The organism is Acetobacterium sp. (genome assembly GCF_041752335.1).
Classification (GTDB): Bacteria; Bacillota; Clostridia; order Eubacteriales; family Eubacteriaceae; genus Acetobacterium.
In genome coordinates this window covers 41,208-54,948 of the sequence record NZ_JBGSHG010000135.1, presented here as the reverse complement: position 1 = coordinate 54,948, position 13,741 = coordinate 41,208, and the positions used below count along the sequence as shown (strand labels likewise).

The following is a 13,741-nucleotide window of genomic DNA, read 5'->3' as shown; positions in this document are numbered from 1 at the left end:
AGCTCAGGATTTGGTGATCAGGATTTCCCAGACGCCGACAATGACCTCATCCGAACTAATCTGATGTTTTTTGAAAGCATTGGTGACGGACTCCAGCGCACAGCTGTGATCCGTTATGATTTTGATGGTGTCACCGGATTTTATTTTTCTGAATTCTTTTTGTGCTCTCAGAACTGGGATGGGGCACATTTCCCCCAGACAATCAATGGTTATCATGGCTTAACCGCCTTATCTTTTTTGGATATTAGTATAACATATTAAAATAAGTTTCGGTAGGGTTATTTAACGGCGGCAAGGTGTTAATCGGGATAAAGGAGTCAAATTGGATCAAATAATAGCATGGGATCAGGCAGTCAGTATTGTCATCCCGGTATTTAACAGTTCTCAATCGATCGCAGAATTAATCAGCCGGCTGGTGGCCACCCTGGACGCCCGGGGGCTGTGCTTCGAGATTATTCTGGTCGATGATGGTTCCGGAGATGATTCCCGGGCCGTAATCCGGGGGCTGGCGGCCGACGATTCCCGGATTATTTTAATTGCCCGGGATCACAATGCCGGCCAGCAGGCGGCTATCAAAACCGGGCTGTCCCGATCTAAGGGACATTGGGTGGTCACCATCGATGACGATCTGGAACAGCAGCCGGAAGATGTTCCGGTGCTGCTGGCTGAGATTAAAAAGGGCTTTGACGTGGTTTACGGCATTCCCGACCGGGCCGGCTATCCGTTTTACCGGCAATGGGGATCCCAGCTGGTGGATCTTTTTTTTACCCTGATTTTAAAAAAACCGAAAAACATCCGGGTCGGCAGCTTTCGGGTGCTTAACCGGGAAATCGTTGAGCGGATTATTAAAGATCAGACCCCCTTTGTTTATATCACGGCCATTACCCTCCGCTTGACCAGAAACATCGGCAATGTCAAGGTGGCCTATCGGCCCCGGCGCTATGGCAAATCCAATTATAATTTTAAAAAGTTGAGTCAGCTGTTATTGCGATTGTTTTATTACTACGGCATTAACAGGGGTTACCAGCCCCGCCAACAGGAAATGGATAAAATAAAAAATAAAGGACGGAAATAAGCATGCGACTGCAAATTTTAGGCGGCGGTAATAATCAGCTGGGCGCCATCCGCCGGGCCGCTGAAATGGGACACGAGGTGGTGCTGGTAGATTATTTTAAAAATCCGCCGGGCCGGATTTATGCGACCTTTCATGAGGTGGTCAGCACCTTTGACGTCGAAAAAAACATTGATATCGCTAAAAAATACGGGGTTGACGGGGTCATGACGATGGGCACCGATCAGCCGGTTTACACCGTCGCCCGGGTGGCCGAGGCCTTGAAGCTGCCGGCTTTTCTGGATGTGCCAACCGCCCGGGCCGTCACCAATAAAGAAATCATGAAGCAGATCATGACGGCTAACCAGATTCCCACCGTGCCCTATCGTTTTTTAACGAAAGCGGCCCGGGTCGAAGATCTCGACAAAATCCCCTTTCCGGTGGTAATCAAGCCGCTCGACAGTCAGGGTCAGCGGGGGGTTTTTAAGCTCACCACGGCGACGGCGGTGATTGACAGCCTGCCGGAAACTTTTTCTTTTTCCCGGGCCGATAAAGTGCTGCTGGAGTCCTATTATCGCAGTGATGAAATCACTGTCAGCGCTTGGGTTGACAAGGGCGTGCCGGCTATTCTCACCATCACCGACCGCGAGAGCTTTTCCTTTGACCGCAATATTGGCATCTGTTATGCCCATGAATATCCCAGCCGCCACCAGCGCCGGGAGCCGGAGATCCGGGCGCTGGTTCACAGCATCACCCGGGCTTTTAAGATTAAGGCCGGCCCCCTCTATGTGCAGCTGCTGGTAGGGGAACAGGGGATTGTCGTCAATGAGGTCGCCGGTCGGATTGGCGGCGCCCATGAGGATATCTTTATTCCCTATCTGACCGGCTTTGATATTCTCGATCGGGTGATCAATTTTTCACTGGGGATCGATGCTGTTTTAGCCGCCGGTGATCAGACCAGAACAGCGCGTGTGAATGAGCATTTGTCAGTGCAGCTGTTTTTTGCCAAACCAGGCAAAATAACCAGCCTGACCAGTCTGGAGACACTCCGTAAGCTCCCCGGGGTGATTGCCGCAGGTTATAATGTGGCCGCCGGACAGACCCTGGAAACCATTGCGAATGCCACCGCCCGAGCCGGCTATCTGGTGATGGCCGGAACGACAGAACGCGCCCTGCATGAATCCATCAATCAGGCCTTCAGGGCTTTAAAAATCATTGACGAACAGGGCCAGAACCTGGTGATCCAGCCCAAGGCCTATCGTGAGGGATCATCGCAACCGGCAAAAATGGGGCCGGGAGCAGCGACTCATTAATACGCAGAAGAATAAAGGGGGATGCAATTGAAAAAGTTTATGATCATTTTATGGGTAATAGCGCTGGTGTTGACCACCGGTTGTGCAAAAACAGAAACCGCCGGTGCGCAAAAAACCATCCGGATGGCCGAACAATATGGGATTGCCTATGCCCCGGTGCAAATCATGAAAGCCCAGGGGCTGCTGGAAAAAAATTGTCCGGGAATCGCGATTTCCTGGGAACAGATGAGCAATACCGCCGCCATTCGTGAAGCAATGGTGGCAGATCGTCTGGATGCCGGCTTTATGGCCATCCCGCCATTTCTGATTGGCTGGGACAACGGGATGGACTGGAAAATTGCCACCGGCCTGTCATCAGTGCCGACCGGACTGGTAACCAGAACCAGTGTCAATAGCCTGGCCGATCTGGGTGAACAGGATCGCATTGCGGTGCCACAGCCGGGTAGCGTTCAGCATATTCTGCTGGCCATGGCCTGTGACCGGGAATTTGGCAATCCCCAGAAGCTGGACAATCAGCTGGTGACCCTGTCCCATCCCGATGGAATGAATGCCCTGTTGTCCGGCGGGGATGTGACGGCCCACTTTACTGCCACTCCTTACCTGGAAAAAGAGCTGGCCACGCCGGGATTTCATCAGATCATCTCTGGCAACGAAGCCTTTGGCGGGGAGTTTTCTTTTATTGTTGGGGTGACCACCCAAAAACTTCACGACGAAAACCCCGAAGTTTATGCCGCCTTTAATCAATCCCTGGCCGAGGCCATCGCCTTTATCAATGAGCATCCCCAGGCGGCGGCGGTGATTCTCAGTGAGGCCTATGATTTGCCGGAAGCCGAAGTGCTGGCCTATCTGACCGCCACCGATACCGAATACAGCCAGACCGTCAAAGGCCTGCAGACCTTTTCTGATTTTATGCTGAAAACCGGTTATCTGAAGAAAAGTTTTGAAAACTCGGAGGCGGTTATTTGGGAGCAGACCGATTATGAGGATTAAAGCGCTTTTTTTGTCACCCTATTCAAAATATATCTGGATCATCCTGATGCTGATGGCCTGGGAACTGACGGCGCAGCTGGCCCCGGTGAGCCCCCTGGCCTTTCCATCCCTGGAACTGATTCTGGCGGCCTTAATCGATTCGATCAGCAACGGCGATCTGGTCAGGCAGATGGTTTTTTCCCTGGGGCTGATTTTGATCGGCCTGGGGATTGGCGTGGCGCTGGCCTTTTTGATGTCGTTTCTGGCGGTGGTGAGCCCGGTTTTTGCCAGCTTCACCGACACCTGCGTCTCGATTTTTCACCCCTTGCCGGGCATTGCCCTGTTGCCGCTGATCATTCTCTGGATCGGGACCGGCAGTGCGGCGATCTTATTTATCATTGTCCATTCGGTGTTATGGCCGATGATTCTCAACATGAGTGCCGGCTTTAAGGCGATTCCCGCGGTCTATAAAAAAATCGGTGAAAATTATGGGTTTAATACCTTCCAGAGCATCATCCGGATCTTTGTTCCGGCCTCTCTGTCTTTTCTGATTGCCGGGCTGAAAATCAGCTGGGCCCGGGGCTGGCGGGCAGCTATCTCGGCGGAAATGATCTTTGGAGCTTCTGGGGGCATCGGCGGGATTGGCTGGTATATTTTCAATAAACGGGTTTTTATGGATACTGCCGGGGTTTATGCCGGGATTTTAATGATCATTGCGGTGGGGATTTTTGTGGAAGATTTTGTCTTTGGCAAGCTGGAGAAAAATACCATCAATAAGTGGGGTGTAGCATGATGGCGGTTGCGGTGAAACCCATCATTGAAATGTGTGCTGTCAGCAAATCCTACGAGGGGCGACCGGTGCTGACCGACATTAATCTGGAGATCTGGCCCGGGGAACTGATTTGCGTCATCGGTCCCTCCGGCTGCGGTAAAAGTACGCTGCTGAACCTGATTGGCGGGTTTGTCAAAGCCGATCAGGGGGAAATCCGGCTCAACGGGGTACGGGTGGAAAAACCCAGTCGCCAATGCATCATGGTTTTTCAGGAATTTGATCAGCTGTTTGCCTGGCAGACGGTCCGCCATAATATTGAATTTCCCCTGAAAAAAGCGCCGGAGCAGCTCAGCCATCGGGAAATCCGCAGCCGGGCGGAGCATTATCTGGAGCTGGTCAAACTCACCGAATTTGGGGAATATTATCCCAATCAGTTGTCCGGCGGGATGAAGCAGCGGACCGCCCTGGCCCGGGCCCTGGCACTGTCGCCCCAGCTCCTGTTGATGGATGAGCCCTTTGGTAGTCTCGATGCCCAAACCAAAGGGGAGCTGCAGGAGACCCTGCTGGAAATACGCCAGGAAACCCAGGCCACCACCATTTTTGTGACCCACGATATCCGCGAGGCCCTGTATCTGGCTGACCGGATTGTGGTGCTGAAGGCCGGGGCGGTGGCGGCGGTGATCGAAAATCACAGCCGTAACACCGATGAGACCCAGGTGGCCGTGATTACGGCGCTGCTGTCACCCTGAAAATATGGATCGTCCAGGGCCTGGTATCGATCAGGGGCGCCAGATTGGTGCCGTAGGTGGAGTCCGTAAAGACGTTGATTTCTTCGCAGTGTTCTGTGAGAAAAGCAGTCATTTCCGGAAAAACCGTGTTGAGATCACCGTACATCACATCATAGGTGGGATGGTTTTGGGCAATAAAGGCCAGCTCGTCATAATAGATGATGACCTCAATCTGCTCGGCCGCCACGTAGTCGGCAAAGGCGATCCCCTGATCATCCAGGTACTGGAGATTACGGTAGTCAAGCAGCTGGCCGTCGGCAAAGGCATACTCGGCGTTTAAATTGCCGAGGATCTTGGGATTGCCAGGAATGGCGGCCTGGATCTGAGCGAGATAGGCAGAATAGGGATGGGCCGGGAGTTGCAGCCCGGTCAGGGTCAGCGTTGCGGTTATCAGGACTAACAGTCCTGGTAACGGCTTTTTTTTGCGCTTTTTTACTGGTAGCTGGTGAATATGCAACACTTGTTCGGTCGGCAATTGTTCAGAAGGCATTTGTTGGGGATAAATAATTTCCAGTAACAGTACAATCAGCAAGTACATTAACGGAAAGACAAAGACAATGCTGGTTACATTGTAGCGGCCAATGGCAAAAATTCCCAGATTAACGCCGAAAACCAGTAACAGTGGCAGCCCCAGTTGCAAATAGCGGGGCTCAGACCGGTGCTTTACCAGCAATAGCAGGCTAAGCAGCAGGGCCAGCCCAAAGACGATCAGCTGGGGCCGGATATTGGGCATAAAATATTCGATGTTGAATTGGTTAAAGAGCTGCTGGTAAAAATCCCAAAATCCCTGCCACTTCCCCGGCAACCCGTCGCCAACCCCGAAATTTCGGCCCTGCTGGGTATAATGGGTCAGGTACTCGGGATCCATGGTTAAACTGAGACCGATAAAGACCAGGGCCAACAGACCAATCACCAGCACCAGCAGGGAGAAATTGCGCCAGCTGATTTTCTTATGCTGGATATAATACAGATAAGACAGGCCAATGGTCACCGCCACAATCAGACTATTGGGATGAACCCCGATCCCCAGGCCAACGAGCAGTCCCAGCCACCAGTCATCCTTAAAGCCATGGGTATCGATCCGGCTGATCAATAAATAGATGGCCAGCACCAGAATAAAGACAATGATGATTTCCTGCCGGGCCAGATGGGCGGCGTAAATAAACTGGATATCCAGGGACAACAGCAGGGTGGCCAGCAACGCCGTACCGGCAGTACGAAAAAAAAGCCGGCCGAGTTGATAAAAAAAGTACAGGGTGGCCACCGAAAAAAGCAGTGAAATCAGCCGAAAGGTAAAAATCTGATAGCCGAATACCTGCATAAAGCCCGCCTGAAGCAGATGAAATAGCAGCCGGATGGCATGGGGATGGCGTTCATAGGCGTTGAAAAAAGGCTCGGTGACGCCGATATCGCCGGTGACAGCGAGATGCCGGGACAACCCGCTGAGCCAGGATTCGTCGGAATGAACATAGGGAAAGGCCGTCAGAAACAACAGATTGACGAGAAAGTAGAGACCCAGCAGCCAATAGATGGCCTGATTTGAGCGAAGCGCTTCAGTCCGGGCTTTTTTTATTGTGGGCCCTATTATTTTCGCGCGTGTTGGTTTTTGGTTCGCGTTCATTGCTGCCACCTCAAAGACATTATCAAACAGATTTTAGATAACGACCGGATTCGTTTTATTGAGTATAACACAAAGCCGGGTCGGGTTCACGGAAATATCTCTTTTGATTGTGCCATTAATAACATTAATACTGCATTACAATGTCTGTGAACCAAATCCCTTGACTATCGGTTACAATGTTGTTAATTAAATAATTAACGATCTGGAGGAAAAGAAAAATGTTAAAAAGAAGTCGTATTTTAGTTTTAATGGCCTTAATCGCTACCATGATGGTGGTCAGTGCCTGTACCCCGGCAACCACAACATCAACCAAAACTGAAGAACCTAACGTTGTCGTCACTGCTACCAATGAGTATTTTGCCAATATGCCGGAAGACATCAACAAGATTGATCAGGTTGCCTTTATCGATAAGGTAAAAGCCGGCGAAGCAATGACCATCATCGATATCCGTAGTGCTGACGCTTATGCTCAGGGACATGTCAAAGGCGCCCTTAGTATGCCATGGGGTCCTAACCTGGCTGATAATCTGAACAAGATCCCAACTGACAAGCCTGTGATGATTTATTGTGTCACCGGACAGACCGCTGGACAAACCGTAATGCTTTTGAATCTGGCTGGATTTGAGACCAAATCAGTTAATCTGGGTTACAACCTGGGGATTTCCAAGGTTGAAGGGGTCGACGCTGTGATTGAAACGACACCAAACGCCTTTGACGATGCCGTCAAGACTGAAATTGATCCCGATATTCAGGAAGCCGTCGTTGCTTACTATGCTGGTTTGACAGATGTGAAGGATACTAAATTTGCCAATTACAAAATTACTGAAGAAGATGCCAAAGCGGCTATGGACGCCAAAGACGAAACCATTACCTTCTTGGACGTCAGAAAAGTCGAAGATTATGACAAGGGCCATATTGAAGGCGCCACCAATATTCCTTTTGGCAAGGGCATGGAAACACAGTTTGAAAGCCTGCCAATGGACAAAACCATTATCGTTTACTGTTACACCGGTCAAACCGCTGGCCAGACGGTAGCGGGCTTACGGTTACTGGGTTATGATGCGGTATCGCTGAACTCCGGAGCTGGAACGGCTGCCACCGGGACCTCTGGTTGGACAAACAAAGGTTACCCACTGGTAACGAATTAATTAACTATTTGAACACCTGACATGAAGTGGCAAATTGCCACTTCATGTTTATTTAAACCTGAATGGAGGGAAAAATAATGGATATTTCGAATCGCGTCGACCTGCCTAAAACACTGGAACTCGATCAAAAGAAAAGAATACAACCGTATATCGGACTGGCCTTAATAATTACAATTGCCATTTTTGCAGCTTTTAAAAGTAATGTGGATCAGCGATTGCCCCTGTTTCTGATAACGGGGTTAGCTCTGGGCTATATCTTAACCCGCTCCCGCTACGGTTTTGCCGGTGGCTTCAAACGGATCTATGTCACCGGCGAAGGCAGCCTCAGTAAGGCGTTGCTGGTGATGTTTGCGCTTTCGATGGTGTTCGCCGCCGGGATTCAGTGGTCGGCGACGATGATGGGTATCGATGCGCCGGGACTCAGTTCCGTCAAGTTTTTAAACATCTCCATTCTATTGGGCGGTTTCATCTTTGGTATCGGGATGATGCTGGCCGGTGGCTGTGCTTCGGGAACCCTCAGTGATTTGGGTGAAGGGGCCGGTCGGGCCATGATCGCTTTGACTACCTTTGTGCTGGGTTCAATTCCCGGACTGATGGCTCAGGATGCTTTAAACAATTCCGCCATCGGCCAGATTGGGATGAAGCTTTATCTGCCGGACGTCATCGGTTATGTGGGGGCTGTGGTCGTCTCGGTGCTGGTACTGGTGGGACTCTATCTGATCGTCCGTAAATATGAAAACTTCCGTAAAAAAGAAGGATATTTTGAAGAAACCGTTTATGAAGACCAGGAATTACCAATTCCAAAACAGAAACCATCTAAACTTTTCAGCTATGCTACCTTCCATAAGATATTTGTCCAGCGCTGGAGTTTTATGACCGGTGGGATTCTGCTGGCCATCATGTTTGCCTTTATTCTGGTGAGTACCGGACATAGCTGGGGCGTAACCGGACCATTGACAACCTGGGGCGTGGCCTTTTTCCAGCTGTTCGGTGTCCAGTTTAGCTCGCCGGTGTTTGCCGATGCGGTGGCTGCGGCCAACGGGGGAATCTTAAATGATCCCGGCTCGCTGCGAAATATCGGTATTATTCTGGGCGCAGCGATCGCCTTCTTATTGGCTGGTCAGCTTGCCTTTGACCGGCACTTTAAATTAAAGGATGTTATTTATTACCTGATCGGCGGTTTTTTAATGGGCTTTGGCGCCCGACTGGCTGGCGGCTGTAATATCGGGGCCTTATTCTCCGGGATTGCCAATTTCTCCCTGTCCGGATGGGGATTCTTCCTGACCCTGGGCCTGGGCGGATTTTTTGCCCTGAAAGTCTTTGCCGGCAAGGTCAATATTATTCCACCAGATCGACATCAGCAATAGAAACTGAGCACAAAGCTCACGACACTTCGCAAATGCAAAAATTCTACATATAAGGAGCAGACAAATGGGAAAAAAAGTAGTTATTATCGGCGGCGTTGCTGGAGGTGCTTCAGTAGCGGCGCGAATAAGAAGATTGGATGAAGCGGCCGAGATTATCATGTTTGAAAAAGGACCAAACGTATCTTTTTCGAATTGTTGCCTGCCCAATCACCTCAGTGGGATGATTGAAAACAGTGAGGATCTGGTGTTGATGACACCGGATGTCTTTAAAAAACAATATAATATTAATGCCCGTGTCAGACAGGAAGTAGTGGGAATAAATCCTGGGCAGAAAACCGTGCAGATCAAAGAACTGTTGACGGGAAAAGAATATGAAGAATCCTATGATACCCTCTTTATGGCACCGGGGGCCAACCCGATTGTTCCCAAAATTTCAGGTTATGACAAAGACCATGTTTTTTCGGTAAAAAATGTGGTAGATATAGATAAGATCAATAAATTTGTCCAGAATGGGGTTAAGGATGTGATCGTTGTCGGCGGCGGTTTTATTGGGGTCGAAGTGGCTGAGAATTTAAAACTTGCTGAAAACGGCTTTAATGTCACCCTGGTTGAAAAAGCGGAACAGATCATGTGCACCCTGGATTATGATATGGTCCAGATTCTTCATAAAGAGCTGATCGATAATGATATTCAGTTAGTTCTGGAAGATGCCATCGCCACCATTAACGATGATTCCGTCGTGCTGGAATCGGGCCAAACCCTGCCCGCCCAGGCTGTGATCATGGCCATCGGCGTCACTCCGGATACCCGACTGGCCCAGGAAACCGGCCTCGAAATTGGCGAAACCGGGGCGATTCTGGTCAATCACCATTATCAGACCAGTGATCCCAATATCTATGCGGTGGGTGATGCCGTTGAAGTTTATCATCAGCTGACCCACAAGAAAACCAAACTGGCTCTGGCCGGTCCAGCCCAGAAACAGGCCCGCGCCGCCGCTGATCATCTCTATGGGATTCCGACCCGGAATAATGGGGTTATTGGATCCTCCTGTATCAAGATCTTTGAAATGAATGTGGCTTCCACCGGCTTAACGGAAGCCATGGCCAAACGATGCGGCATTCCCCATGACATGGTTTATCTGATCCCCGGGGATATCGTCGGCATCATGCCGGATTCCCATCCCTTCTTTTTCAAACTGGTCTATGAAGTACCCACCGGCAAGGTCATCGGAGCTCAGGCCGTCAGCCGCGGTAATGCCACCAAACGGGTGGATGTAGTCGCCGGGATGATTTCCATGGGCGCAACCCTGGAAGACCTCAAGGAGCTGGAACTCTGCTATGCACCGGCTTTCAGTACCGCCAAGGATCCGGTTAATTTTGCTGCCATGGTGGCCTTGAATCTTCTCAACGGTGAATACCGCCAGGTACCGGTAACCGCAGTTCGGGAACTGGTGGAAAGCAATGCCTTTATCATTGATGCCCGAGAACCCGATGAATATCAAGAAAGTCACCTGATCAATGCCGTGAATATACCGCTTAGTGAATTCCGTCAGCGACTGGCTGAGATACCCAAAGATCAACCGGTTTACATCCATTGCCGTAGTGCCCAGCGTAGCTACAACATGGTCCGGGCTCTGGGACAGCTGGGTTACGACCAGGTCTTTAACATTTCCGGGTCATTCCTGGGAATCAGTACCTATGAATATTTCAACGACAAGACAAAGAACCGTAAACCCATTGTAACCGACTATAATTTTTGTTAAGATAGCACTATAAAAAAGTCTGATGATCCGATTGCGATCATCAGGCTTAAATCGATCAACAGGCGATTGGTACGGCAAACCGATCATAAACAACAGGCTAAAGGCCCGGGAATCAGGAGGAAGTATGCCGAATATGAAGGATTTTAACAAAAACCATCGGCTGCTGACGCTCTTGACCTGGGCCTTTATTTTCCTGGTCTGGTTTCTTATTACCCGCTTCAATCTGGTTTCGCACCTGATTGTGCCATCCCCCGGGGAAGTGATCCAGACTTTTATTTCGATTGTCAAAGAGGGCTACAATGGCATCAGCATCTGGGAACATCTGGGTATCAGTATGCTGCGGCTTTTTATCGCCTCGGTGCTGGCCATTGTTACGGCGGTACCGCTGGGATTATTCAGCGGCTATTTCAGCCGGGTCGGGGCGGTTGTTGATTCCATCGTTCAGTTTTACCGGCCGCTGCCGCCGCTGGCTTATTATGTGGTACTGATTCTGTGGCTGGGGATTGATGAATCGTCGAAGATCACGCTTTTGTATCTGGCGGCTTTTGCGCCTATTTATATCGCCTGTGTCGCGGCGGTGTCCAGTATTCGGGTGGAGTATCTGCTCAGTGCCAAGTCGCTGGGAGCCAATGGCAAGGACTTGTTTTTTCAAATTGTTTTTCCGGCCTGCCTGCCGGATATTTTCACCAGTATCCGGACGGCGGTGGGGGTGGCCTATACCACCCTGGTGTCAGCAGAGATGATTGCCGCCACCTCGGGTCTGGGCTGGATGGTCATTGATGCTTCCCGGTATTTAAAAAGCAGCGTCATCTTTGTGGGGATCATTATCATGGGGATTTCGGGGGTACTGATTGATCAGGGGCTGAAAGCCCTGGAAAAGAAAATTGTTTTCTGGAAGGGCTACCAATAAAGGGTGGCGTCAGACTACCGTACCGACCAATTGTTAATCTGTTGTTCGCTGCGGAATCGGACAGGCGATGCCGTGTCCGCTCCGATGCGTACAACATGATGTAACAATTGTCGGTACTGGGTTATCTATTGAAGACGCTTACTATTTGATCTGAAGTAAAAGGGCTACCAATAGGAGGAATGAAAATGAAAAGAGCATTAACGAAAAAGGTGTGGGTGCTGGCAGTGCTGGCAGCGGTGGTTGTGGCGATGGGGCTGTTTAGCGGCTGTCAAAATCAGAGTGCTGAGGGCAGCCTGCCGAAGAAGGTCAATATCGGTTATCTGCGGGTACCCAATGATGAGATGGTCAGTAAGACCAGGGCCGTTTTTGATGGCTATTTCAATGAGCTGGGCGTGCCCTATGAGTTTATCGTCTTTGACTCCGGGGTCGATGCCAACAAGGCCCTGGCTTCAGGCAGTATCGATTTTGCCACCATGGGTAATACCAATGGCATCATTGCCCTGTCCCGGGGGATTGATGTGGAACTGATCTGGATTCATGAGGTATTGGGGGAAATTGAGGGGCTGGCAGTGAAGAACGGCGCCAATATTACCAAGGCCGAAGATCTGGTGGGTCAGAAGATTGCCACCCCCTTTGCCAGCACCGCCCATTACAGCTTGCTGAATTATTTAAAAGAGGCGGGGATTGAAAATCAGGTGCAGTTATTGGATATGCAGACCTCAGAAATTGTCGCCGCCTGGGAGCGGGGCGATATTAATGCCGCCTATAGCTGGCAGCCGACCCTGGGTGATCTGACCCAAAATGGCAGCATTCTGGTCAGCAGTGCCGATATGGCCGAAAAAGGTTATGTTACTGCCAATGTCTGTCTGGTTCGCAAAGAATTTTCCGCCCAATATCCCGAACTGGTGGCCGGCTTTGTCAAATGCCTCAGTGAAGGTGGGGATCTCTACCGCAGCAATCCCCCGGAAGCGGCTGCGGCGGTGGCCGCCGAACTGGGCATTACCGCTGAGAATGCCTTGATGCAGATGACCGGATCAATCTGGCTGACGCCGGCAGAACAGCTGAGTGCCGATTATATGGGATCCGCCGGGAAGCCCGGGAATTTTTCCAAAATCATGAAGGATACTGCCGATTTTCTGCAGAGTCAGAAATCGATTGACAATTCGCCCAGCCAGGAAGAATTTGATGCCTTTATCAATTCAAGCTATATCGAAATGTCACTAGAATAATGTCATAAGAATAAGGATGGACTCAGATGAATAATGCGCTGATTATCGAGATAGACAATTTAACCGTGGATTACCCCACCGAAAATGAATCGGTTCGCGCCCTGGACGGGGTGAATCTGAAGATCAATCAGCATGATTTTATCTGTGTGCTGGGGCCCTCGGGCTGCGGCAAAAGTACCCTGCTTAACGTGATTGCCGGCTTTACCCTGCCCAGTGAGGGCACCTTTTTAATGCAGGGCCAGCCGGTTGCCGGCCCGGATCGGCAGCGGGGGGTGGTGTTTCAGTCGGCCTCCCTTTATCCCTGGATGAGCGTCCGCAAAAATATCGAGTTTGGCCCGAAAATAAAGGGCCTGCCGGCTGAGGAGATCAACCGGATTGCCACTCATTATCTAGAACAGGTGCATTTGCTGGAGGTGGCCGATCAGCCGCCTTTTCAGCTGTCCGGGGGCATGAAACAGCGGGTGGCACTGGCCCGGGCGCTGGCTAATGAGCCGGCGATTTTGCTGCTCGATGAACCCTTTGGGGCGCTGGATGCCCTGACCCGGATTCACATGCAGCAACTGGTTCGAAAAATCTGGAAAGAAGATCAGAACACCATTTTTATGATCACCCACGATGTTGACGAGGCCCTGTCCCTGGGTACCCGGCTGCTAGTGATGTCTAAAAGTCCTGGTACCATTATCCAGGAATTTGCCGTCGATTTTTGTGACCGGGTTGATGAACGTACCGGCCGGGTTCACGTCGATGCTGACTATCTGGCCCGGCGCGAAGAAATCCTGGATTTGATCGATGTTTAAATCACCCCTCACGG

General features: G+C 50.6%; 13 protein-coding genes. 11 read left to right on the top strand and 2 right to left on the bottom strand.

Annotated features, from left to right (window positions below):
• Positions 1–3 precede the first annotated feature (3 nt).
• Positions 4–216 carry a sulfurtransferase TusA family protein gene (locus ACEW8F_RS16655; RefSeq protein WP_373484588.1) on the bottom strand — a complete coding sequence of 71 codons (213 nt, stop codon included), beginning with the start codon at positions 214–216 and terminating at the stop codon, positions 4–6.
• Between the two features lie 106 nt (positions 217–322).
• On the opposite strand from ACEW8F_RS16655, the gene ACEW8F_RS16650 reads away from it, so the two are divergent.
• Genes ACEW8F_RS16650 through ACEW8F_RS16630 form a run of 5 tightly spaced genes read left to right on the top strand, consistent with a single transcriptional unit; the run spans position 323 to position 4,854 of the window.
• Positions 323–1,075 carry a glycosyltransferase family 2 protein gene (locus ACEW8F_RS16650; RefSeq protein ID WP_373484587.1) on the top strand — a complete coding sequence of 251 codons (753 nt, stop codon included), beginning with the start codon at positions 323–325 and terminating at the stop codon, positions 1,073–1,075.
• Between the two features lie 2 nt (positions 1,076–1,077).
• Positions 1,078–2,364, top strand: a complete 1,287-nt coding sequence (locus ACEW8F_RS16645; protein ID WP_373484586.1) for an ATP-grasp domain-containing protein — start codon at positions 1,078–1,080, stop codon at positions 2,362–2,364.
• A 21-nt stretch (positions 2,365–2,385) separates the two neighbouring features.
• Positions 2,386–3,354, top strand: coding sequence for an ABC transporter substrate-binding protein (locus ACEW8F_RS16640; RefSeq protein WP_373484585.1), 969 nt, complete (start codon positions 2,386–2,388; stop codon positions 3,352–3,354).
• On the top strand, positions 3,344–4,126 hold the full coding sequence (locus ACEW8F_RS16635; protein ID WP_373484584.1) for an ABC transporter permease: 783 nt from the start codon (positions 3,344–3,346) through the stop codon (positions 4,124–4,126). The genes ACEW8F_RS16640 and ACEW8F_RS16635 overlap by 11 nt, the downstream gene beginning before the upstream one ends.
• Complete coding sequence (locus ACEW8F_RS16630) at positions 4,123–4,854, top strand: ABC transporter ATP-binding protein (RefSeq protein ID WP_373484583.1); 732 nt, start codon at positions 4,123–4,125, stop codon at positions 4,852–4,854. The genes ACEW8F_RS16635 and ACEW8F_RS16630 overlap by 4 nt, the downstream gene beginning before the upstream one ends.
• On the opposite strand, the gene ACEW8F_RS16625 is transcribed toward ACEW8F_RS16630, so the two are convergent.
• Positions 4,832–6,514 (bottom strand): ArnT family glycosyltransferase, encoded by a 1,683-nt coding sequence (locus ACEW8F_RS16625; protein WP_373484582.1) that lies wholly within the window; start codon positions 6,512–6,514, stop codon positions 4,832–4,834. The two genes, ACEW8F_RS16630 and ACEW8F_RS16625, sit on opposite strands and share 23 nt — an antisense overlap.
• Before the next feature lie 218 nt (positions 6,515–6,732).
• Between ACEW8F_RS16625 and ACEW8F_RS16620 the strand changes: the two genes are divergently transcribed.
• The 6 genes from ACEW8F_RS16620 (at position 6,733) to ACEW8F_RS16595 (ending at position 13,727) form a co-directional block, all read left to right on the top strand.
• Entirely contained in the window at positions 6,733–7,662 is a 930-nt protein-coding gene (locus ACEW8F_RS16620) for a rhodanese-like domain-containing protein (RefSeq protein WP_373484581.1), read from the top strand.
• 77 nt (positions 7,663–7,739) lie between these two features.
• On the top strand, positions 7,740–9,029 hold the full coding sequence (locus ACEW8F_RS16615; RefSeq protein WP_373484580.1) for a YeeE/YedE family protein: 1,290 nt from the start codon (positions 7,740–7,742) through the stop codon (positions 9,027–9,029).
• 64 nt (positions 9,030–9,093) lie between these two features.
• A complete protein-coding gene (locus ACEW8F_RS16610; RefSeq protein ID WP_373484579.1) occupies positions 9,094–10,791 on the top strand; it encodes an FAD-dependent oxidoreductase in 1,698 nt (565 codons plus the stop codon).
• A gap of 124 nt (positions 10,792–10,915) precedes the next feature.
• Complete coding sequence (locus ACEW8F_RS16605) at positions 10,916–11,701, top strand: ABC transporter permease (RefSeq protein WP_373484578.1); 786 nt, start codon at positions 10,916–10,918, stop codon at positions 11,699–11,701.
• 185 nt (positions 11,702–11,886) lie between these two features.
• On the top strand, positions 11,887–12,930 hold the full coding sequence (locus ACEW8F_RS16600; RefSeq protein ID WP_373484577.1) for an ABC transporter substrate-binding protein: 1,044 nt from the start codon (positions 11,887–11,889) through the stop codon (positions 12,928–12,930).
• A 26-nt stretch (positions 12,931–12,956) separates the two neighbouring features.
• Complete coding sequence (locus ACEW8F_RS16595; RefSeq protein WP_373484576.1) at positions 12,957–13,727, top strand: ABC transporter ATP-binding protein; 771 nt, start codon at positions 12,957–12,959, stop codon at positions 13,725–13,727.
• Positions 13,728–13,741: the final 14 nt, after the last annotated feature.

What these genes read in the sequence shown, in the direction of transcription:
- ACEW8F_RS16655 (WP_373484588.1), bottom strand. Translation starts at nt 216, where the DNA reads ATGATAACCATTGATTGTCTGGGGGAAATGTGCCCCATCCCAGTTCTG.
- ACEW8F_RS16645 (WP_373484586.1), top strand. Translation starts at nt 1,078, where the DNA reads ATGCGACTGCAAATTTTAGGCGGCGGTAATAATCAGCTGGGCGCCATC.
- ACEW8F_RS16640 (WP_373484585.1), top strand. Translation starts at nt 2,386, where the DNA reads ATGCAATTGAAAAAGTTTATGATCATTTTATGGGTAATAGCGCTGGTG.
- ACEW8F_RS16635 (WP_373484584.1), top strand. Translation starts at nt 3,344, where the DNA reads ATGAGGATTAAAGCGCTTTTTTTGTCACCCTATTCAAAATATATCTGG.
- ACEW8F_RS16630 (WP_373484583.1), top strand. Translation starts at nt 4,123, where the DNA reads ATGATGGCGGTTGCGGTGAAACCCATCATTGAAATGTGTGCTGTCAGC.
- ACEW8F_RS16625 (WP_373484582.1), bottom strand. Translation starts at nt 6,514, where the DNA reads ATGAACGCGAACCAAAAACCAACACGCGCGAAAATAATAGGGCCCACA.
- ACEW8F_RS16620 (WP_373484581.1), top strand. Translation starts at nt 6,733, where the DNA reads ATGTTAAAAAGAAGTCGTATTTTAGTTTTAATGGCCTTAATCGCTACC.
- ACEW8F_RS16615 (WP_373484580.1), top strand. Translation starts at nt 7,740, where the DNA reads ATGGATATTTCGAATCGCGTCGACCTGCCTAAAACACTGGAACTCGAT.
- ACEW8F_RS16610 (WP_373484579.1), top strand. Translation starts at nt 9,094, where the DNA reads ATGGGAAAAAAAGTAGTTATTATCGGCGGCGTTGCTGGAGGTGCTTCA.
- ACEW8F_RS16605 (WP_373484578.1), top strand. Translation starts at nt 10,916, where the DNA reads ATGCCGAATATGAAGGATTTTAACAAAAACCATCGGCTGCTGACGCTC.
- ACEW8F_RS16600 (WP_373484577.1), top strand. Translation starts at nt 11,887, where the DNA reads ATGAAAAGAGCATTAACGAAAAAGGTGTGGGTGCTGGCAGTGCTGGCA.
- ACEW8F_RS16595 (WP_373484576.1), top strand. Translation starts at nt 12,957, where the DNA reads ATGAATAATGCGCTGATTATCGAGATAGACAATTTAACCGTGGATTAC.